Genomic DNA, 18,491 nt, shown 5'->3' on the forward strand with positions numbered 1-18,491 from the left:
TTCACGCCACGACCCCCTCCGAGATGCGCCAGAGATGCGCATAGCGTCCGTCCAGGCCGACGAGATCAGCATGGGTGCCGACCTCGACGATCCGCCCGCCCTCCATCACCACCACACGATCGGCATCTCGCGCTGTCGTCAAGTCGTGCGCGATCTGGAGCACCGCGGCTGCGGGGAGCGACGCAGCGACGCCGAGCTGGAGATCGCGCGCAGCGCCCGCCGACAACGCTGCTGTGACCTCGTCGAGTACGAGAAGCATCGGTCCCGCATAGAGCACCCGAGCAAGCGCGATCTGGCGTGCCTCGCTCGGGCTGAGCTCCCGCTCGCCATCCGAGAGTTCCGTATCGAGTCCGTCTTCCAAGCTGCGGGCCCACGACGCGCCGACGGCGTCCAGACTCGACCACACGCGCTCGTCGTCGACGTCCGCATCGGCGTCGCCCAGCGCGACGTTCACGCGAAGTGAGTCGGCGAACACGTAGTCTTCCTGGGCGACCATCGCCACCGTGCCGTCGCCGGGGATGATGGGCCTGCCGTCGAGAGCGATCGTCCCCGCGGACGGTTCGAGCGCACCGACGATCATCATCCCGAGCGTCGACTTGCCGGCGCCGGACGGGCCCACGATGCAGATGCGTTCCCCGGGATGGATCTCCAGGCTCACGCCGTCGACCGCGCGGTGGCCGCCGGGATACGTGTAGGTGACGTCGCGCATCTCGAGGAGCGGTTGCGCCGCGTCCCTCGCACCTCGTTCCTCCGTCCGCTCCTGGCCACGGGTTCCGGGGACACCGAGGATCCGTCCGAACGCCACCATCGCCGACTGCGCCTCTCCGAACCAGTAGATGACATCGTCCAGAGGGAGCACGATGGTCCGCATGAACAGGGCGATGGCCGCGACTTCTCCGATCTGCGCCGCTCCCGTTCCCACGAGTGGGATCCCTACGGCGAGCACGGTCACGACAGGCAGGTGATAGCCCAGCTGGACCGCGGGGAACCATCTCGCCTCCAACCGCAGCGGTCGGCGAGAGGTCGCGTCGGCACGATCGACGGCCCGCTGGAAGCGCCGTCGTCTCACGTCGGACAACCCAAGGAGTGAGACGGTCTTCGCGCCTCGTACAGTCTCGGTCGCTTCGGTGATCAGTGCGGCTTTGGCCTCTAGCTCCGCCTCATATACCTCGGGCGCCCGCCGCACATACCATCGCGTAGACAGAACGATCAGAGGGAGTCCGATCACCGTCCCGAGAGCCACCAAGGGGTTCACGATGAAAGCCACGGCGATCGTGACCACGGTGGTCACGACTCCCACGAGCGTTTCCGGCACGCCCGTGCGGGCCACCTCGTGCACCGCATCGAGATCCGAGGTCGTGCGCGACAGGATCTCGCCGGAGTCCAGCGCCTCGACCATAGTCAGCGGCAGGTCGAGCACATCGCGGAAGAAGCGTGATCTCAAGGTGGCGAAGACTTCCTCGCCGAAGGCGAAGGCGACCCGCGATGCGAAGAAGCCGACCATCCCACCCACGAGGAGCGCGGCGACCAGGAGCAGCACGACGTTCCAGAGCGGAAGCGGGTTCTGAGCCAAGTAGCCGTCGACCACCGCGCCCAGAAGCATTGGAGGAACGAGCCCGAGCACCACCGCCACCCCCTGAAGTGCGGTCGCACCGACGAGCATGAACCACCGCGGTCGCACGAGGTCCGCGAGTCCGTGCCGCAGCGCGGCTCCCCGCAGGCGAGGGAGATGGCGAATCACGTCGGTCACATCGTCCTCCCGAGTTCGGCCACAGCGGCGGCACTTTCGTCGAAGGCCGTGCTTTCCGTGATGACGATCGTCGTGTGCGCGCGTCGTCGGCTGGCCACGCGCTGCGCGGTCTCCGCCTCGGTGGCGACGTCGAGGGCCGACGTCGGTCGGACGAGAACGAGCGAGCAGGGATCTCCCAGCAGACTGCGCGCGAGTATCAGCCGCTGCCGCTGGCCCCCGGACAGACGTCGTCCTCCCTCGCCGATGACCTCATCGAGTCCGTCGTCGAGCCGCTCGACGACGTCGTCGGCCGCAGCCGCGTGGATCGCCGACACGATGGTCTCGTCGTTCGCCTCGCCTCGCGGATCGACGAGCTCGCGGATCGTTCCCGAGAAGATCGCAGGGTTCTCGTACTGGACGCGCGGCTTGCCGCCAGAGGTATCGACCTCGGCGCGGCGCGCGACTTCGTCGGCAGACATGTCGGCGAGATGATCGACGACGGCGTCCTCCCCGGGGTGGAGCACCGACAGCCGTCGCGCGGCGATGGCCGTGGGATCCAACCGGTCGGCGTCCACCGCGGCGATGACATTCGTGGGCTCCTCCGACGGCGCCGTCACCTCGGCACGACGCCGTTCGGCCACGCGCGCTGCTGAGCGCACCTGCAGGACTGTCGCGGTGGTGTGGATCGGCCCGACGAGATACGCCGACGCGGCGTAGAACGTCACGAGCGCGGACGGCTCGAGCGCTCCGGCCTCGAGAAGCGCTCCCCCTGCGGCGATCAGTCCCACCAGCATCACTCCGGGAAGGAGCACGCCGACCGAGAGCAGCACCGCTTCCGCTGTTGCCAGCCGGAGGCCCTCTGCCTGCGCTCGGCGATTCTCGCGTTGCAGACGCGCGAGGAAGGATGCCCTCGCACCGACCGCCCACAGCGAGCGCAACCCGAGCGCGATGTCAGAGCTCATGGCGGAGATACGACCGACGCGGTCCCTCAGCGCCTCCTGCCGCGCCTCCAACGGCGCGGAGGCCAGTTGCGTGATCCACATGAACAGCGGAACGCCGACGAGCACGATCAGCGCGAGCGGAATGGACAGCCACAGCAGGTAGACGGCGACGATGACGAGGCCGACCATCGCAGCCGCCCACCGCATCACGGCGATCGGGTAGCCCGCGATCCGCGAGATGTCCGAGCCGAGCACCGTTCCTACATGCGACGCGCCGACGGACCTCTGCGTCTCTGCGGTGATCGCCTCGCCGACCTCTGCGCGCATGGCCGTCTGCCGCTGGATCATCCACCGTCCGCCGACGACGTGGCGAGCGACGTTGCACGCGACAGCCAGGACGACGGCGACGGCGAGTGCGCCAGCGAAGAGCAAGCCAAGTCCCGTATCGGTGAGTGCGGCACCGAGCGCGGCACCGAGCAGAAGCGGCATCAGTGACTCGAGCACGGTACCCGTCAAGAGCAGGAACAGGAAGGCGAACCCGATTCCGGAGAGTCGGCTCTCTTTCGAAGATCTCACGTCAGAACGACTTCTTTCAGCGACGGCATCGCGCGACGCATCGCGGCGAACGAGGGGTAGGCGGAGAGGTGGCGCATGACGTCGACGAGCGCCCCGAGCGACGGGCCGCTCCGCGATCCGACGGCGACCTTGAACAGCCCGACGGCGTCAGCCGCACGGGGGATGATCGTCTCATAGCGTGTGCCTCGAAACCCGAAACTGGATCCGTGGGCAACCGCCGCGTCAGTTCCCTGACGGACGCGAACCAAGCATGCTCGAGATATCCGTACGGATGTCTCGGATGTCTGCGCTCTCTGCATCCGATTCGTGAACCACGATCCCGTCGTCCCATCCGGACGCAGTCTCGAACAGCTCAGCGAGACTCTGCTCCAAGTTGGCGATGTTGCTCATATTCCCCTCCCTCCTGTCATCTAGGGTCTCCGGTCGTCCCCCGCCAGGGACTCGATTCATTCGTGAACGGCGCCGCGATAGGAACTCAGCTGTCGGCCCGCGGGGAGGGTGATCTCACCCAGTCGGTCCACTACACCCCCCAGCCATGCGGAAAGTCGTCGCCCATCGTGTCCAAGCTCGCGATCCAGCTCTCCCGAGTCAATCGCCCGCGCGAACACATCAGCCCTCGCCCACGCCAGGGCCGCCCGCTCGATCGCCCGCTCCTCGTCCGCCAGACCGTGAAGATACATGCCGAGGTACAACAGCACCTGGTGCGTGTACACGTGAAAAGCCGCGAAACTGCGATCTGCGCCGAAACTGCGCACTTTGTCGGAACCAAAAGACCAGGGCACATGAACCTGGTCGCTTTGCGCGTCATCGTAGTCGGCGCGCACCAGAGTGCGCGCCAGACTAATGTCGTTGAGCTTCTGATGCAGGCTTTCGTGCAATAGAAATTCGGCGGCGGACTCCAAAACGCGTAACGCCTCTTGATTGATGAAGACGAAGAGGGCGGCCGAGCTTGCGTATCCGCTGCACAACGTCGCTTCGGTAGAGAACGCGCCGACGCGGGACACGCACGAGAACGCGTCACCGGCGATGCGGGGCGCCGCAGCCGTAGCCAATGAGGTCGCGCTGCGGACAGCTTCGGCGAGCGCGGGATCGTGCTCGGCATGACGAAGCGCGACCGGCTCCCCGTCGAGCACCGTGCTCGCAGTGAACCGCTCCAGCGCTCCCCCACTGGAGCCCGGAACTCCCCAGTCCTCTGCCAGCCGCGGGCCGTCAGCGGGACGAAGCTCTCCCCCGTGGACCTCTGCGCGTCGATCCGCATAGGACTCGAGCTCCGCCGCGCATCCAGCCAAATCGCCCGCGAATGCAGCTCTCAATCCCGTGTCGAGATGTGATCGTCGCAGAGATTCAGTCCCGGGCGCGAGCGACGGCAGAACGATCTCCGGGTCGATACCGGTCGCCTGGGCGCAGATTCTGCCCGCTCCGCGATAGTAGGCATCGGCGGTCCCGCTGATGTGGCTGCCCACGCCGAAGGTCCCGCTGGTTAAGACGCCCTCGCAGTGGTCGACCACGGTCGCGATGCGATCCCGAACGTCTAGGAGTGCGCTTCTCCCGGCCGCCGAGGTCACGCGACCAACCCCTTCAAGCGAAGCGAGTCGAGTCGATCACGGACGAATGACCGGGCTTCCTCGCCCTCGCCGATCCGACCGGATGAAACGTTCGTGACGTGCGTTGCGATCTCCACCTCGGAGCGACAATCTGCGAGCTCGTAGATCCACCAGCTCAGTCGATCAAGAACGCACACGCGAAAAGGATCGGAAGAGAAGAAGAATGCCGCCGACATATCGGAGAATGGTTCGATATACCAGTTCCCGATCCTGATGGGACTGTCGACGATGACCTCATTTGACACTAGACCCCCATTGGTCAATGCCGATCACGCTAACACGGATTCTTGTATTCCCATTCGCCGACCGGAATATAGCAGCCACCCGCCGACTCCCGAAGGTTTCGCCGGTCCAGTATCGTCCTGGGAGCAGCTGAAGCACCGGTCGGCGCGAGGGGACCGCGTAGGCGTGGCCGAGGGCAGCACTATCCTGGGGCGGATGATACCCGCGCGTTCCCATCCGGCCACGATCGCCGCGGGCGTCGCGAACGAGATCGTCATCAAGAAGTCGCGATTCATCGCGACCGTCGAGCCGGTCGCCTCAGTCGACGAGGCCGATGCCGTGATCGCCCGCCTCCGCAAGCAGTGGTGGGATGCCCGGCACAACTGCACCGCGATGGTGACGGGGCTTCTCGGCGACCAGGCGCGGTCATCGGATGACGGCGAACCCTCCGGCACTGCGGGCATCCCGATGCTCGACGTGTTGCGGCGTCGCGAGCTGACGGACGTCGTGGCCGTCGTGACCCGCTACTTCGGCGGGGTGAAGCTCGGAGCGGGCGGTCTGGTGCGCGCCTACTCCACGGCCGTGTCCGAGGCTCTCGATCTCGCAGCGCTCGTACGGCGGCAGTCACTCACGCAGGTGACGATCGATGTCGCCCATGCGGATGCCGGACGCTATGACAACCTGCTGCGCGACTGGGCGGGACATCACGGAGCTACCCTCGGGGATGCCCGTTACGGCGCCGTCGCGACGTTCGAGGTCTGGGCCCCGGCAGACGAGCTGCCCCGGCTCGCAGACGATCTCGCGGCGGCATCCGCCGGTTCCGTCGTGCCGGTGACCGGCGTGGAGCGCATCGTCGACGTCCCCGGCTGATCCACAACAGCGCCCGGATATTCTGGATGACGCGATCTCGGAAGGAGAGCGATGTTCGACAGCCCGCTCTCGGCTTCCGCCTACGAGATCCTCGGGGTGGACCCCACCGTCGACGACGGCGAGCTGCGGCGCGCCTATCGTCTGCGACTGCGCCAGACCCACCCCGACACCGGAGGGGACGCGGCCGTGTTCATCCAGGTGCAGCGCGCGTGGGAACTCGTCGGCACGCCCGAGGGCCGCGCCGCCTATGACCGTCGCTCCGGCGCCCACCCCGGCATCCCCGCCGAACCGGAGTGGAACGGCTGGCGGCCGCAGTCGGCGACCCGCACCGACACGCGTCCCCGGGCGCGGTCGTACGGCCACCCCGGCGGATGGCGTCGAGAGCGCTACCTCTCACTCATCCGCGAGTGGGCCGGCCGTGGCGTCGAGGTGCCCGATCCCTACGACCCGGCGCTCGTGCGATCAGCGCCGCGAGACCTGCGACGGCTGCTCGCCGATGCCCTCGCGGAAGAGGCGACGGCCCGCACCGTCAGCGCCCTCGGAATGGGATTCACGGTCTGGCACGACGTCGCGACCGGCGCCGACCCCGACGACAAGCTCGACCACGTCGTGCTCAGTCCGTCGGGTCTCTACGGCGTGATGTCGGAGGACTTCGGCGGCGTCGTCGGATTCCGCCGCGGCGAGATCACCGGCCCGAGCCTCGGCACACGCGCGCCCGTCACCGCGGCGCTCGGCCGCATGCGCACCGTCGCGAAGGCCGCCAAGGTGAAGTTCGGCGGTCTGATCATGGTGCTCCCCGACGACGACCTGGCACAGGCCGTCACGCCTCTGGGCAGCAGTCGCGGGGTGCCCGTCGTGGTCGTGCGGCGCAGCGCCCTGGCGATGGTGCTGCGCCAGGGAGTGCCCGGCGCACGAGCGATCGGCGGCAACGAACTGTTCGACGTCCGCACCCGACTGCAGCAGACCGTCACCTTCGTCTGACCCTGGTCGCGCCCTGTGGCATCCGTCCGGCCCTCTTGACGGGCGTCGTCAAACCGGTTTACACTCGCTGCACCCGCACCTGTCAAACCGGTTAAACCGACGCCTGGCGAAGATGCGGACGATCAGCCCGATGTTCCACGAGGAGGTGGCATGAGCCGCACGACGATCGCCGACGTCGCCCGCGAGGCGGGAGTCACCAAGGCCACCGTCTCTCACGCGATGAGCGGCAAGCGCCCCATCTCCGACGACACCAGGGCGAAAGTGCTCGCCGCCGCGGAGAAGCTGAACTGGGTGCCGAGCCAGAGCGCCCGCGCGCTGGCCACCCAGAAGGCCAACGCCCTCGCCGTCGTGCTGGCCCGCGACCCCGAGGTCATCGCGAACGACTCGTTCTTCCCCGCGTTCATCGCCGGCGTCGAGTCCGTGCTGGCCGAGACCGAGACTGCCCTGATCCTGCAGGTGGTTCCCGATCGGGCCGCAGAGGAACGCGCCTATCGCTCGCTCAGCCACGGGCGGGCCGACGGCGCCCTGCTCCTCGATCTTCGGAACGACGACTGGCGCGTGCCGCTGCTCGAAGAACTCGGCCTGCCGGCCGTGCTGGTCGGCGCCTACGAGCAGCCGACCCGCTTCTCGTGCGTACGCACCGATGACGACGCCCCGGTGCGCGAGATCATCGCCCACCTGCGCGCCGAGGGGCATGAGCGCATCGCGCACGTGGCCGGTCCTCTCGACTACGTGCACTCGCGGGTGCGGGCGGATGCCTACATCGACGCCGTGGGCGGAGACGCACTGCTGCGCGAGGGCGACTTCACGGCATCCAGCGGTCGTGAGCGCACCGCCGAGCTGCTCGCGCTTCCCGAGCGACCGACCGCGATCCTCTACTCCAACGACACGATGGCGATCGCCGGGTTGTCGTACGCCCGCTCGAGCGGACTCAGCATCCCCCGCGATCTCGCGATCGCCGGCTTCGATGACGACCACCTCTCGGCCCACCTCTCCCCTGCGCTCACGAGCGTCTCGTCGGGTCCTGCCGCACGTGGCCGCGCGGCAGCCCGCCTGCTGCAGGCCGACATCCTCGGCGCCGAACCGCGCACCGAGGTCGTCGACTGCAACGTCGTGCACTTCCGGGAGAGCACCACCCGCTAGACGATCACCCGAACCATCGCGTCAAGGAGGACAACATGAAGAAGAAGATCCGCGCAGCAGCGCTCTTGGGAGCCGTCGCACTGGTCGCCACCGGATGCTCGTCAGGAGGCCGGGGCGGCGACGCCTCGGCCGACGGCACCGGCTCCATCGACATCTGGCTGTCGAACAACGAGCAGGAGGTCGCCTGGGGCACCGCCGTCGTCGACGCCTGGAACGCCGAGCACCCCGACGAGAAGGTCAACGCCCAGGAGATCCCCGCGGGCTCGTCGTCGGAAGAGGCCATCACCGCCGCGATCACCGCCGGCACCGCACCCTGCCTCGTCTACAACGTGGCCCCGGCCGCCGTCTCGGGCTGGGTCAAGCAGGGCGGACTCGTCGACCTCAGCACCATGGAGGGCGGCAGCGACTACATCACCGAGCGCGGAGGAGAGGTCGACTCGTATGCGACCGACGGCAGCTTCTACCAGCTGCCCTGGAAGTCGAACCCCGTCATGGTCATGTACAACAAGGCGCTGTTCCAGGCCGCGGGCATCGATCCCGAGGACCCGCAGATGAACACGTACGACGCGTTCCTCGAGGGGTCCAAGGCGATCGTCGCCTCCGGTGTGCAGAGCGCCATCTGGCCGGCTCCGACGAGCGAGTTCTACCAGCCCTGGTTCGACTTCTACCCGCTCTACCTCGCCGAGACCGACGGCACCATGCTCGTCGAAGACGGCAAGGCGACGGTCGACTCGGATGCCGGCCGCGAGGTCGCCGAATTCTGGAAGACGTTCTATGACGAGAAGCTCTCGCCGAACGAGGCGTCGACCGACGATGCGATGTCCGCCGGCACCACCGCCATGCAGCTCGCCGGTCCGTGGGCGATCCCCTCGTACGCCGAGACCGTCGACGTCGGGTTCATGCCGGTCCCGACCAGCGACGGCCGCGAGAACCCGACGACCTTCGCCGACTCGAAGAGCGTCTCCATGTTCACCGCGTGCGAGAACCAGGGCACCGCATGGGAGTTCCTGAAGTTCTCGACGAGCGTCGACAGCGACGGACAGCTGCTCGAGGCCACCGGTCAGATGCCGATGCGCACCGACCTCACGGAGACCTACGCCGACTACTTCGATGCGAACCCGAACTACGTCGCGTTCGCCGAGCAGGCCGAGGCGACGGCCGATGTGCCCAGCATCCCGAACTCCGTGGAGGCCTGGCAGGCGTTCCGCGACGAGTACTCCGCCGCCGTGATCTTCGGCAAGGAGTCGATCGACGACTTCCTGAAGAACGCCACGACGAAGATCGACGACCTCGTCGCCGAGTGATGAGTCTGCGATGACGCTCCGAGACGACGCCGTCGCGGACGTGGCCGGGGGCACTTCAGCCCCGGCCCCGTCCGCGGGCCGGCCACCGAGGGCGCGGTTGCGCACCCGACTGCTGGGTGCGCAACCGATCGGCGGCCTGTTCGCCCTGCCGTACCTGGTCTTCGTGCTGGCGATCTTCGCGTTCCCGCTGGGATTCGCGGTCTACATCGCCTTCCACGACTACTTCTTCACCGCCCCCAACGTCGAGGTCGAGCGACCGTTCGTGGGCTTCGACAACTTCGTGACCGTGCTCACCGACCCGAGAGTGCTCGGTTCGTTCCGCAACACCCTGATCTTCCTCGTCATCAACGTGCCGCTCACCGCCGTGCTCTCGCTCGTGCTGGCCGCGGCGCTGAACACCGGCATCCGCTGGGTCGCCGCCTACCGCGTGGCGTTCTACGTGCCGTATCTGACGGCCAGTGTCTCGCTCGTCGGCGTGTGGATGCTGCTCTTCTCGGGCAACGGTCTGATCAACACGATCCTCGGCCCGCTCGCCCCCGATCCGTCGTGGCTCGTGAACAGCGGGCTGGCGATGCCGATGATCGCGCTCTACGTCACGTGGAAGCAGCTGGGCTTCTACATCCTGCTGTATCTCGCGGCGCTGCAGAACGTGCCGAAGGAGCTCTACGAATCGGCCGAGACCGACGGCGCGGGAGCATTCTCCCGATTCTGGAACGTCACGGTACCCGGCGTCCGTAGCGCCACCACGCTCGTGCTGATCCTGTCGATCATCACCGGAGCCAACCTCTTCACCGAGCCCTACCTGTTGACCAACGGCGGTGGCCCCGACGGCGCCTCGTCGACCCCCGTGCTGCTGATCTACCAGCTGGGCATCCAGCAGCAGAACCCCGACACCGCGGCAGCGATCGGCATGATCCTCGTGATCCTGGTCGGGATGCTGTCACTCGCCGCCAACCGCGCGACCAGGGAGCGATGACCATGAGACGCACGCGTTCACTGCCCCGCATCCTGAGCCTCATCCTGCTCACGGTCGCGGCCATCGGCTTCGCCTTCCCGTTCTACTTCATGCTGGTCGGGGCCTTCCAGGAGAATCCGACGAACTCGCCCAGCGAGCTCTTCCCGACGAGCGGGTGGACGGTCGACAACTTCCTCGCGATCGACTCCCGCATCGACCTCGCGGGCTCCCTGCTCAACTCGCTGATCTTCACGGCGGGTGTGCTGCTGGGCACCGTGGTGTTCGGGCTGCTCGCCGGATATGCGATCGCGAGGCTCGACTTCCGCGGCCGTGGCGTCATCTGGGTGCTCATGCTGCTCGTGCAGATGGTGCCGTTCCAGCTGCTGATGATCCCGCTCTACGTGCAGATCACCCGCAACTACGGGCTCGGCGATTCATACATGGGCATGATCCTGCCGTTCCTCATCAACACGACCGCGGTGTTCATCTTCGTGCAGTTCTTCAAGGCGCTGCCCGTCGAGATCTTCGAGGCGGCGCGCATCGACGGAGCCGGCGAGATCCGGCTGCTGACGTCCGTCGCGATCCCGCTGATCAAGCCGGTACTCGTCACGGTGGTGCTCGTCACGTTCATCGGCCCCTGGAACGAGTTCCTCTGGCCGTTCCTCATCACGAAGGACGCGTCGCTGCAGCCGCTCGCCGTATCGCTCGCCAACTACATCTCGAACGTCGCGCAGTCGACGGCGAATCCCAACGGGGCCATCCTCGCCGGCGCCACGGCGCTGGCGTTCCCCGTCGTCATCCTGTTCATCGTCTTCCAGCGGTTCTTCCGAGCCACCGACCTCGGCGCCGCCGTCAAAGGCTAGCCAGAAAGGCACCCCATGTTCACCGGAGCAACCTTCCCCCTGGGCCCCTTCGTCCCCTACGAGGCCAATCCCATCCTTCGACCGAAAGGCGACAGCTGGGAGTCGGCCAATCTCTACAACCCGGCCGCGATCGTCGACGGCGACGAGGTCGTGCTGCTCTATCGGGCGCACGCCGACGACATCGTCTCGCACATCGGCATCGCGCGATCGAGCGACGGCGTGAACTTCACCCGCGAGGACGCGCCGATCCTCTCCCCCTCAGAGGACTACGAGCGCTTCGGATGCGAGGACCCGCGCATCGCGCTGATCGACGGCACCTACTATCTGACCTACACGGGATGGGACCGACGCAGCGCCCAGCTCTGCCTCGCCACCTCGACCGACCTGCGCACCTGGACCAAGCACGGCCCGCTGTTCGACGACTTCGACACGTTCAAGACCATGGATCCGCGTGGGTTCAACTGGTCGAAGGCCGGCGTGATCGTGCCGCAGAAGATGCACGGCAAATGGTGGATGTACTTCGGCGAGGGGGCGATCTACTGGGCGACCAGCGACGACCTCATCCACTGGACGCCGGGCACGGCCGACACCGACCCGATGTACTCGCCGACCCCGGGCACCTGGGACGAAGCGCTCGTCGAGATCGGCACCTCGCCCGTGCTCGCCGACAACGGACTGCTGGTGTTCCTCACCAACGGCGCGACGAGGGTCGTGCATGACGACGGATCGGTCGACGTCGACTACCGGTGCGGGCAGATCGCGATCGACCCCGACGAGCCGACGAAGGTGATCGCCCGCCTGCAGGAGCCATGGCTGAGGCCGCAGACATTCGAGGACATGAACGGCCTGGTCTCGAACGTCACGTTCGTCGAAGGACTCGTGAAGTTCCGAGGCAAGTGGTTCGCCTACTACGGGCAGTCCGACACGACGCTGGCCGTCGCCATCCACGATCCCGCGCAGCCGTGGGGCCGGGCACTGAGAGACACGAACGAGGAATGAGAGCATGTCCATCTCCCGACGCACGTTCCTGACCGCCGCAGCCGCGACCTCTGCACTCGCGCTGCTTCCGCTCGACCCTGCCGGAGCGCACGCCTCGGCGCCCGCCGCACTGCCGCTCGGATCTCGACCGATCGGCGCGGGTGGAGGCGCGCGGCTCACGAACCTCGCACACCTGCGCTTCCTGCTCGCCGAGGTTCCCGTGGTGGCGAGTACCACGCACACCACGTTCGGCATCGACGCCTCACCCCGCGTGCTCGCACCGTGGACCTATGCCGACACCGACGGTGCGGGCGGATTCCGTCCGGTGGGTGGCGGCACTCGCGACGCCGTGACCGGGTACTGGACGCAGGGCGCCTACAACGCGGATGACATCGCGCGAGCGGCGATCGTGTTCCTGCGCGCGTGGAAGGCGACCGGCGACGCGCAGGCCCGCGACGAGGCACGCGATGTGCTGAGGTCGCTGGCGTTCCTGCAGACGACGAGCGGGCCGAATGCCGGCCGGGTGGTGCTGTGGCAGCAGGAGGACGGCACCCTGAACCCCAGCGCGATCCCCGTCGAACTGCCCGACCCGTCGGACTCCGCCGAGTCCTACTGGCTCGCTCGTTCGGTCTGGGCATTCGGCGAGGGCTATGCGGCGTTCCGGCGGGAGGATTCCGAGTTCGCGGCATTCCTGCTCGCACGGCTGCATCTCGCTCTCGACGCGCTCGGTCGCGAGTCTCTGTCGCGTGCCGGTCACTGGGTGCGCAGCGACGGACGGGATCTGCCCGCCTGGCTGATCGCCGGCGGCGCGGATGCGACGGCCGAGGCCATGCTCGGGCTCGCTGCGGCGACCGAGGCCGGAGATGCGCGCAGCCGTCAGGCTCTGCAGACCTACGGAGAAGGGGTGGCCGCGATGGCCACCGACCCGGCGAAGGGATGGCCGTTCGGCGCCGTTCTGCCGTGGACCGGGTCTCTCGGTTTCTGGCATGCCTGGGGCGCTGCCGCACCGGAGGCACTGGCTCGCGCGGGTGCGCTGCTGCGCCGCCGAGAATGGACCGCCGCGGCCGTGGCGGACGCGGGGACGTTCACCCCGCAGGTGCTCGCCTCGGGCGGACCGCACAACGCCTGGGCGCCGCTGCCCGCGGAGGCGCAGATCGCGTACGGCGCACACGGCCGCGTCGCGGGCGCCGTACAGGCGGCGTCCGTCGGCGGAGACGGTATGCGCGTGCTCGCCGGGCTGACTGCCAGCTGGTTCTTCGGGGCGAACACCGCAGGCGTCCCGGTGTACGACCCGGCCACCGGCGTGACGTTCGACGGCGTGGAGACCGACGGGCGCGTGAATCGTAACTCGGGGGCTGAGTCCACGATCCACGGGCTGCTCACGATGCTGCTGCTCGACGCGAACCGCGACATCGCACGCATCGCGACATCGATCACCGGCCTGTCCTCGTTCTCGGGACTTCGGGTGATCGATGCCGAGGGCGCTCGGCTCTCGGCGGGCTGCGAAGTCGTGCGGCCAGAGGGCGGCGCGTGGATCGGCGAGGGCAACCTCTCGGGAGCCGCGTATGTGCGGGTTCCCGCGGGCGAGTCGGTCGAGTTCGATGTGACAGAGGCCGGCGGCATCCTGCACGGTCTCGTCTGGAGACAGAAGGCGGATGCCGGAGAGGCGGTGTGGGAGGTGTTCCGCGGTGGCAGGCGGCTCTGGAGCACGCGAACCCCTGCCGGAGGAACGGGCGATCGCGGCCTCACGGAGGCCGACGGGATGCTCGTTCCCCAGCTGCTCGGTGGCGATCTTCCCGCCGATGCGGTGACCGTCCGGTGCACGAGCACCGGCGATCTGCGGCTCGACGCTCTCGTCATCCAGCCGGCGGTGTCCACGGCCGTGTATGCCATGGCATCCGGTTCCGCGGTGCTGTACGCGAACGGCGCTCGGCGCGATCAGCGAGTCTCGCCCCTCGCTGCGGGATCGGGCCGAGCCTACGAGGCCGACGGGTCGCAGCGTGGCCAAGCTGTACAGGGCGGCAGGGTTCGCGTGCGCGGCGGAGGTTTCACCATCACGCGGTGAGGGTGCGGGGCTGTGCCGTCGGCACGCGTGCGGACTACGGTTGCGGTGTGCCTGCGCTTCCCGAGTACGACCCGCTGCCCGATCGCCCCGCCCCCGACAATCCCTCGGGAAAGCTCGTCCTCCTGCGCCACGGCGAGACGGAGTGGTCGAGGGCCGGCCGCCACACCGGCCTCACCGACATCCCGCTCACGGCGCGGGGTGAAGACCTCGCTCGCGCTGCCGGGAGGCTGGTCGCCGACTACGACTTCTCGCTCGTCCTGTCGTCACCCCTCGAGCGCTCTCGGCGCACGGCCGAGCTCGCGGGGCTTCACGCCGAGGTCGATCCGCTGCTCGTCGAGTGGGACTACGGCGGATACGAGGGTCGCACGACGAAGGACATCCGCGAGGAGCTCGGCTACGACTGGAGCGCCTTCACCCACGGTGTGATCCGGGGCGCGACGCCGGGCGAGACCGTGGAGGAGGTCGCCGCCCGCGCGTCCCGCGTGCTCACACGGGTGCTGCCGGCGCTGACCGAGGGCGATGTGGCACTCGTCGCGCACGGCCACTTCCTCCGCATCCTCACCGCCGTCTACCTGCGCCTCGCTCCGCGCTTCGGCGCGCAGATCACGCTGGATGCCGGATCGGTGTCGGTGCTGAGCTTCTATCGCGAGCAGCCGGCGATCCTGACGTGGAACTACGGCCTCGAGTTGCCCCTCGCACCGTCGGAGTCCTGACCCCCGCAGCGGAACGAGAGCACTGGAAACTCACGGCACGGTGACGAGCGAGATCGCATTGATCGTGGGAGCGCCGTCGAGAGCGAGCTCGAACCTCACCCCGGTCCGGGCATTCGTGACGTCGAACGCGATCGTCTCGTTCGTGCACGCGATCGGCTCCGACGGCGATCCCTCATCGAGTTCACTGACGGTGAGCACGATCGTCCCCTCGCCTCGGCATGCGATTTGCGCCTGATAGGTCCCCGGTTCGAGCGATGTGAAGCTGGTGACGTCGTTGGCCGAGCTGTTCTCGCTCATCCATCCGGAGAAGCCGAAGACGTATCCGGGCGAGTCCGACCCCGGTACCGCCGTCTGCGCCCACTCGGCGATCTCGTCCACGGGCAGCGGAAGCTGCGCCTCGTCGGAGTCGGCATCCGGAGTCGCCGTCGACGCGGAGCCGCTCGGAGATGGCGAGGGAGACGTCGATCCGGTCGCCGACCCCGACGGCTCTCCCGTGCATCCGGCGAGCGCGATGCCCGCCATCAGGACCAGTCCGATCGTCGCCGCTCGTTTCCTGAACATCCCTCCACGCTACGGATGAGCCAGGATGATGCAACCGCCGCGCCCGACACGCCATTCTTTTGAGTTACTCAAAATAAACGGTAGAGTCGGGGCCATGGAGACAGAACTCGACTCGGCACTTCGCGGTGCCGGGCTGCGTGCGACCGCGGGCCGCGTCGCCGTGCTCGAGGCACTGGAATCCATGGCCCACACGGATGCGGAGCGGATCTTCCGCACCGTGTCCGACGTGCTTCCGACGACGTCGATCCAGTCGGTGCACAACATCCTCGCGGACCTGACGACGGCGGGCCTCATCCGCCGGATCGAACCGGCAGGCTCCGCGGCGCTCTACGAGAGGCGCATCGACGACAACCATCACCACATCGTGTGCACCCAGTGCGGTGCGATCGGCGATGTGGACTGCGTCGTCGGCGAAGCGCCGTGCCTCACCCCGTCTTCGGCGGGGGGATTCACCGTCCAGACAGCCGAAGTGACCTTCTGGGGCCTGTGCCCCAGTTGCCAGAACGCCGCGCAGTAGCATCCGACGCCGTTCCCGGGCACCCGGGATGATCGTCGTGTCTGCGTGCAGAAGGAGAAGAACATGACCGACCCATCGACCACCACCCAGACGGGCACCCCCGTCGCGAGCGACGCGCACTCGCTCACCGTCGGAGCTGACGGCCCCACCGTTCTGCACGATCGCTACCTCGTCGAGAAGCTCGCGTCGTTCAACCGCGAGCGCGTGCCGGAGCGCAACCCCCACGCCAAGGGCGGCGGAGCCTTCGGAACGTTCACCGTCACCGAGGACGTGTCGGCCTACACCCGTGCCGCGGCCTTCCAGCCGGGCGCTCAGAGCGAGACGCTGCTGCGTTTCTCGTCGGTCGCCGGCGAGCAGGGTTCGCCCGACACCTGGCGCGACGTGCGCGGTTTCGCGCTGCGTTTCTACACGCCCGAGGGCAACCTCGACATCGTCGGCAACAACACTCCGACCTTCTTCCTGCGCGACGCCATGAAGTTCCCCGACTTCATCCACTCGCAGAAGCGTCTCGGCGACTCGGGTCTGCGCGACGCCGACATGCAGTGGGACTTCTGGACCCTCTCCCCCGAGTCCGCCCACCAGGTCACCTACCTCATGGGTGACCGCGGCCTGCCGCGCAGCTGGCGCCACATGAACGGCTACGGATCGCACACCTACCAGTGGGTCAACGCCGCCGGCGAGCGCTTCTGGGTGCAGTACCACTTCCTGTCGAAGCAGGGCGTCGAGGCGATGAGCGCCGAAGAGGCCGAGAAGCTCGCCGGATCGGATGCCGACTACTACCGTCGCGACCTGTTCGACGCGATCGCTCGCGGCGACGCCCCCTCGTGGGACGTCTACGTGCAGGTCATGCCCTACGAAGAGGGCAAGACCTACCGCTTCAACCCGTTCGACCTGACGAAGACCTGGTCGAAGAAGGACTACCCGCGCATCAAGGTCGGCACGTTCACGCTCGACCGCAACCCGCAGAACTTCTTCGCCGAGATCGAGCAGGCCGCCTTCTCGCCCGGCAACCAGGTTCCCGGCACGGGCATCTCGCCCGACAAGATGCTCATGGCTCGCGTGTTCGCATACTCGGATGCTCAGCGCTACCGCATCGGTGCGAACTACAACCAGCTGCCAGTCAACCAGCCGCACGCGGCCGAGGTGCGCAACTACATGCACGAAGGCCAGATGCAGTACAAGTTCAACCCGGCCGAGCACCGCGTCTACACGCCGAACTCCTACGGCCCCGCCGGCGGACCCACGGCTGACCCCGCTGCCGGTGTCGAGGCGAGCTGGGAGTCGGACGGCGAGCTGATCCGCGCCGCCGCGACCCTGCACCTCGACGACGACGACTTCGGTCAGGCGGGCACGCTCTACCGCACGGTCTTCGACGACGAGCAGCGCGCGCGCTTCCTCGACACGCTGACCGGCCAGGGACAGGGCATCACGATCGACGCGATCCGCGAGCGGTTCTTCCAGTACTGGACGAACGTCGACGCCTCGCTGGGCGACGCTCTGCGCGCTCGCTTCTGAGCCGCCTCCGCTGAGGACCGAGACCCACCGTCCGTTCGGGGCCGGTGGGTCTCGGCGTCTCCGGGCATCGCAGGGGGAGCACAATGGATGCCGTGGCTGTTCCTCTCTCCGACCTGACCCAGATGCCCGAACCCCAGCAGGTGCACGCCGCCGATGGCACTCGCCTCGCGACCTACACCTGGGGTGATGTGGATGCTCCCGTGGCGGTGATCGTGCACGGGTTCGCGTCGAGCGCCCGCGACACCTGGGTGCTCACGGGGTGGGTGCGCGAGCTCACGAAGGCGGGGTATCGGGTGCTCGCGCTCGATCAGCGGGGCCATGGGCTCAGCGAGAAGCCGCACCAGGCCGACGCCTACGGCATCCGCACTCTCGCGACCGACGTCGAGACGGTCATGGACATGTATCTCGTCGACGAGGCCGTCTACGTCGGATACTCGCTCGGGGCCCGGGTCGGCTGGGAGGTCGTGCGCGATCTGCCCCACCGGATCGGCCGCGCCGTGCTCGGAGGGGTGCCGGACGGCATCCCTCTCGCGCGGCTCGATCTCGACCAGGTGCGCGCGTATCTCGCCGACGGGACGCCCGTCGCGGATCCGACGACGCAGAACTACATCGCGCTGACCGAGCGCGTGCCCGGCAACGACCTCGGCGCACTCGTGGCGCTGGCCGAGGGGATGCGGTCGTCTCGGACGATCGATCCCGACCCGTCGAACGCGCCGGCGAGCCCGATCCTGTTCGCGACGGGGTCGAAGGATGCCATCATCGAGGGCTCTCGCGCCCTGGCGTCAGCTGCCCCGCAGGGACGGTTCTTCGAGATCCCCGATCGCAACCACTTCAACGCACCGGGATCGCGCGCTTTCAAGGAAGCCGCGCTCGCTTTCCTGTCGGAGACCTGACCGCGGGCGGCCACGCCTGCCCACTCGTAGCGGAGGAGATCTCAGGCAACGAAGGATGCTT

At 67.9% G+C, this 18,491-nt stretch carries 17 protein-coding genes; 12 read left to right on the forward strand and 5 right to left on the reverse strand.

Translation table 11 applies throughout. The features are described 5' to 3' along the window. Position 1 precedes the first annotated feature (1 nt). The 4 genes from ASE34_RS00750 to ASE34_RS00765 form a co-directional block, all read right to left on the reverse strand. On the reverse strand, positions 2-1,750 hold the full coding sequence (locus ASE34_RS00750; RefSeq protein ID WP_056275479.1) for an ABC transporter ATP-binding protein: 1,749 nt from the start codon (positions 1,748-1,750) through the stop codon (positions 2-4). After that, positions 1,747-3,246, reverse strand: a complete 1,500-nt coding sequence (locus ASE34_RS00755; RefSeq protein ID WP_056275481.1) for an ABC transporter transmembrane domain-containing protein — start codon at positions 3,244-3,246, stop codon at positions 1,747-1,749. Before ASE34_RS00755 ends, ASE34_RS00750 begins: the two co-directional genes overlap by 4 nt. A 222-nt stretch (positions 3,247-3,468) precedes the next feature. Next, on the reverse strand, positions 3,469-3,636 hold the full coding sequence (locus ASE34_RS17700; RefSeq protein ID WP_157538030.1) for a hypothetical protein: 168 nt from the start codon (positions 3,634-3,636) through the stop codon (positions 3,469-3,471). Positions 3,637-3,692: 56 nt separating this feature from the next. After that, on the reverse strand, positions 3,693-4,811 hold the full coding sequence (locus tag ASE34_RS00765; RefSeq protein WP_056275485.1) for a hypothetical protein: 1,119 nt from the start codon (positions 4,809-4,811) through the stop codon (positions 3,693-3,695). A 477-nt stretch (positions 4,812-5,288) separates the two neighbouring features. Between ASE34_RS00765 and ASE34_RS00775 the strand changes: the two genes are divergently transcribed. The 9 genes from ASE34_RS00775 (at position 5,289) to ASE34_RS00815 (ending at position 14,944) form a co-directional block, all read left to right on the forward strand. Then, the gene (locus tag ASE34_RS00775; RefSeq protein WP_056275489.1) at positions 5,289-5,942 is read left to right on the forward strand and encodes an IMPACT family protein; all 654 of its coding nucleotides are present in this window, start codon (positions 5,289-5,291) and stop codon (positions 5,940-5,942) included. Positions 5,943-5,993: 51 nt separating this feature from the next. Next, positions 5,994-6,923 carry a J domain-containing protein gene (locus tag ASE34_RS00780; RefSeq protein WP_053098165.1) on the forward strand — a complete coding sequence of 310 codons (930 nt, stop codon included), beginning with the start codon at positions 5,994-5,996 and terminating at the stop codon, positions 6,921-6,923. Between the two features lie 150 nt (positions 6,924-7,073). After that, positions 7,074-8,066 carry a LacI family DNA-binding transcriptional regulator gene (locus tag ASE34_RS00785; protein ID WP_056275491.1) on the forward strand — a complete coding sequence of 331 codons (993 nt, stop codon included), beginning with the start codon at positions 7,074-7,076 and terminating at the stop codon, positions 8,064-8,066. A gap of 35 nt (positions 8,067-8,101) precedes the next feature. Beyond that, positions 8,102-9,370 carry an extracellular solute-binding protein gene (locus ASE34_RS00790; protein ID WP_056275494.1) on the forward strand — a complete coding sequence of 423 codons (1,269 nt, stop codon included), beginning with the start codon at positions 8,102-8,104 and terminating at the stop codon, positions 9,368-9,370. A gap of 10 nt (positions 9,371-9,380) precedes the next feature. Beyond that, positions 9,381-10,346 (forward strand): carbohydrate ABC transporter permease, encoded by a 966-nt coding sequence (locus tag ASE34_RS00795; RefSeq protein WP_082586444.1) that lies wholly within the window; start codon positions 9,381-9,383, stop codon positions 10,344-10,346. A gap of 2 nt (positions 10,347-10,348) precedes the next feature. Then, complete coding sequence (locus ASE34_RS00800; protein WP_053098169.1) at positions 10,349-11,188, forward strand: carbohydrate ABC transporter permease; 840 nt, start codon at positions 10,349-10,351, stop codon at positions 11,186-11,188. A gap of 15 nt (positions 11,189-11,203) precedes the next feature. Continuing rightward, complete coding sequence (locus tag ASE34_RS00805; protein WP_053098170.1) at positions 11,204-12,187, forward strand: glycoside hydrolase family 130 protein; 984 nt, start codon at positions 11,204-11,206, stop codon at positions 12,185-12,187. Positions 12,188-12,191: 4 nt separating this feature from the next. Beyond that, positions 12,192-14,231 (forward strand): hypothetical protein, encoded by a 2,040-nt coding sequence (locus tag ASE34_RS00810; RefSeq protein WP_056275498.1) that lies wholly within the window; start codon positions 12,192-12,194, stop codon positions 14,229-14,231. 47 nt (positions 14,232-14,278) lie between these two features. Further along, a complete protein-coding gene (locus ASE34_RS00815) occupies positions 14,279-14,944 on the forward strand; it encodes a histidine phosphatase family protein (protein ID WP_082298058.1) in 666 nt (221 codons plus the stop codon). A 30-nt stretch (positions 14,945-14,974) separates the two neighbouring features. Here the strand turns inward: ASE34_RS00815 and ASE34_RS00820 are convergent, their stop codons facing one another. After that, positions 14,975-15,505 carry a hypothetical protein gene (locus ASE34_RS00820; RefSeq protein WP_056275501.1) on the reverse strand — a complete coding sequence of 177 codons (531 nt, stop codon included), beginning with the start codon at positions 15,503-15,505 and terminating at the stop codon, positions 14,975-14,977. A 94-nt stretch (positions 15,506-15,599) separates the two neighbouring features. On the opposite strand from ASE34_RS00820, the gene ASE34_RS00825 reads away from it, so the two are divergent. The 3 genes from ASE34_RS00825 to ASE34_RS00835 all read left to right on the forward strand — a co-directional run bounded on the left by ASE34_RS00825 (position 15,600) and on the right by ASE34_RS00835 (position 18,430). Further along, positions 15,600-16,022, forward strand: a complete 423-nt coding sequence (locus tag ASE34_RS00825) for a Fur family transcriptional regulator (protein WP_053098173.1) — start codon at positions 15,600-15,602, stop codon at positions 16,020-16,022. A 63-nt stretch (positions 16,023-16,085) separates the two neighbouring features. Then, positions 16,086-17,537, forward strand: a complete 1,452-nt coding sequence (locus ASE34_RS00830) for a catalase (RefSeq protein WP_053098174.1) — start codon at positions 16,086-16,088, stop codon at positions 17,535-17,537. 83 nt (positions 17,538-17,620) lie between these two features. Next, entirely contained in the window at positions 17,621-18,430 is an 810-nt protein-coding gene (locus tag ASE34_RS00835) for an alpha/beta fold hydrolase (RefSeq protein WP_056275504.1), read from the forward strand. The last annotated feature ends 61 nt before the right edge of the window (positions 18,431-18,491 follow it).

Origin of the sequence: Microbacterium sp. Root280D1, from assembly GCF_001428975.1 — a bacterium.
Taxonomy (GTDB): Bacteria; Actinomycetota; Actinomycetes; order Actinomycetales; family Microbacteriaceae; genus Microbacterium.

Excerpts from the sequence above, each read along its gene's own strand:
- ASE34_RS00820 (WP_056275501.1), bottom strand. The coding sequence starts at position 15,505 with ATGTTCAGGAAACGAGCGGCGACGATCGGACTGGTCCTGATGGCGGGC.
- ASE34_RS00775 (WP_056275489.1), top strand. The coding sequence starts at position 5,289 with ATGATACCCGCGCGTTCCCATCCGGCCACGATCGCCGCGGGCGTCGCG.
- ASE34_RS00780 (WP_053098165.1), top strand. The coding sequence starts at position 5,994 with ATGTTCGACAGCCCGCTCTCGGCTTCCGCCTACGAGATCCTCGGGGTG.
- ASE34_RS00830 (WP_053098174.1), top strand. The coding sequence starts at position 16,086 with ATGACCGACCCATCGACCACCACCCAGACGGGCACCCCCGTCGCGAGC.
- ASE34_RS00835 (WP_056275504.1), top strand. The coding sequence starts at position 17,621 with ATGGATGCCGTGGCTGTTCCTCTCTCCGACCTGACCCAGATGCCCGAA.
- ASE34_RS00805 (WP_053098170.1), top strand. The coding sequence starts at position 11,204 with ATGTTCACCGGAGCAACCTTCCCCCTGGGCCCCTTCGTCCCCTACGAG.
- ASE34_RS00795 (WP_082586444.1), top strand. The coding sequence starts at position 9,381 with ATGACGCTCCGAGACGACGCCGTCGCGGACGTGGCCGGGGGCACTTCA.
- ASE34_RS00785 (WP_056275491.1), top strand. The coding sequence starts at position 7,074 with ATGAGCCGCACGACGATCGCCGACGTCGCCCGCGAGGCGGGAGTCACC.
- ASE34_RS00800 (WP_053098169.1), top strand. The coding sequence starts at position 10,349 with ATGAGACGCACGCGTTCACTGCCCCGCATCCTGAGCCTCATCCTGCTC.
- ASE34_RS00825 (WP_053098173.1), top strand. The coding sequence starts at position 15,600 with ATGGAGACAGAACTCGACTCGGCACTTCGCGGTGCCGGGCTGCGTGCG.
- ASE34_RS17700 (WP_157538030.1), bottom strand. The coding sequence starts at position 3,636 with ATGAGCAACATCGCCAACTTGGAGCAGAGTCTCGCTGAGCTGTTCGAG.
- ASE34_RS00790 (WP_056275494.1), top strand. The coding sequence starts at position 8,102 with ATGAAGAAGAAGATCCGCGCAGCAGCGCTCTTGGGAGCCGTCGCACTG.
- ASE34_RS00810 (WP_056275498.1), top strand. The coding sequence starts at position 12,192 with ATGTCCATCTCCCGACGCACGTTCCTGACCGCCGCAGCCGCGACCTCT.